At 35.3% G+C, this 487-nt stretch carries 1 protein-coding gene; it reads right to left on the reverse strand.

Annotated elements, in window-relative coordinates:
- Window positions 1–486: Ku protein (locus tag BW716_RS35520; RefSeq protein ID WP_304440600.1), on the reverse strand; the 486-nt coding region annotated here is incomplete at its 3' end.
- Window position 487 lies beyond the last annotated feature (1 nt).

Consider the following 487-nt stretch of genomic DNA (forward strand, 5'->3'; position numbering starts at 1 on the left):
ATCCCTGATTTCCTGTTCAAACCTGATTCTGTTTAATAAAATCACGTTTTTATAAGGTTTTAAAATCGCCAGACTTTCTTTGTTGCGCAAAACAAAACTCGTTACCCCTACTTTACCGGATGCTTCAAGCGCATCACGAAGCAAAGCATATGCATTCATGGCACCTTTATCAGGCTCAAGATAATACGGTTGTTCGTAGTAAATACTATTGATTTCGCTTTCTAAAGCAAAACTCTGAATATTGATAGTCTTTGTTTTTTCGGCATCGGCAGCTTCAAAATCAGCATCTTCCAGAATGACATATTTATCATCGATTTTGTAGCCTTTTACAATATTGGCATAAGCAACTTCTTTGCCTGTATTTTCATTTACCCTTTTGAATTTAATGTTGGCATGATCCTTTTCATCCAGCATATCCATATCGATACTGCTTTCCTGCACGGCAGAAAATATTTTAATGGGAATATTAATTAACCCAAAACTAATT

It is taken from the genome of [Flexibacter] sp. ATCC 35208 (assembly GCF_001975825.1).
Lineage (GTDB): Bacteria > Bacteroidota > Bacteroidia > Chitinophagales > Chitinophagaceae > Chitinophaga.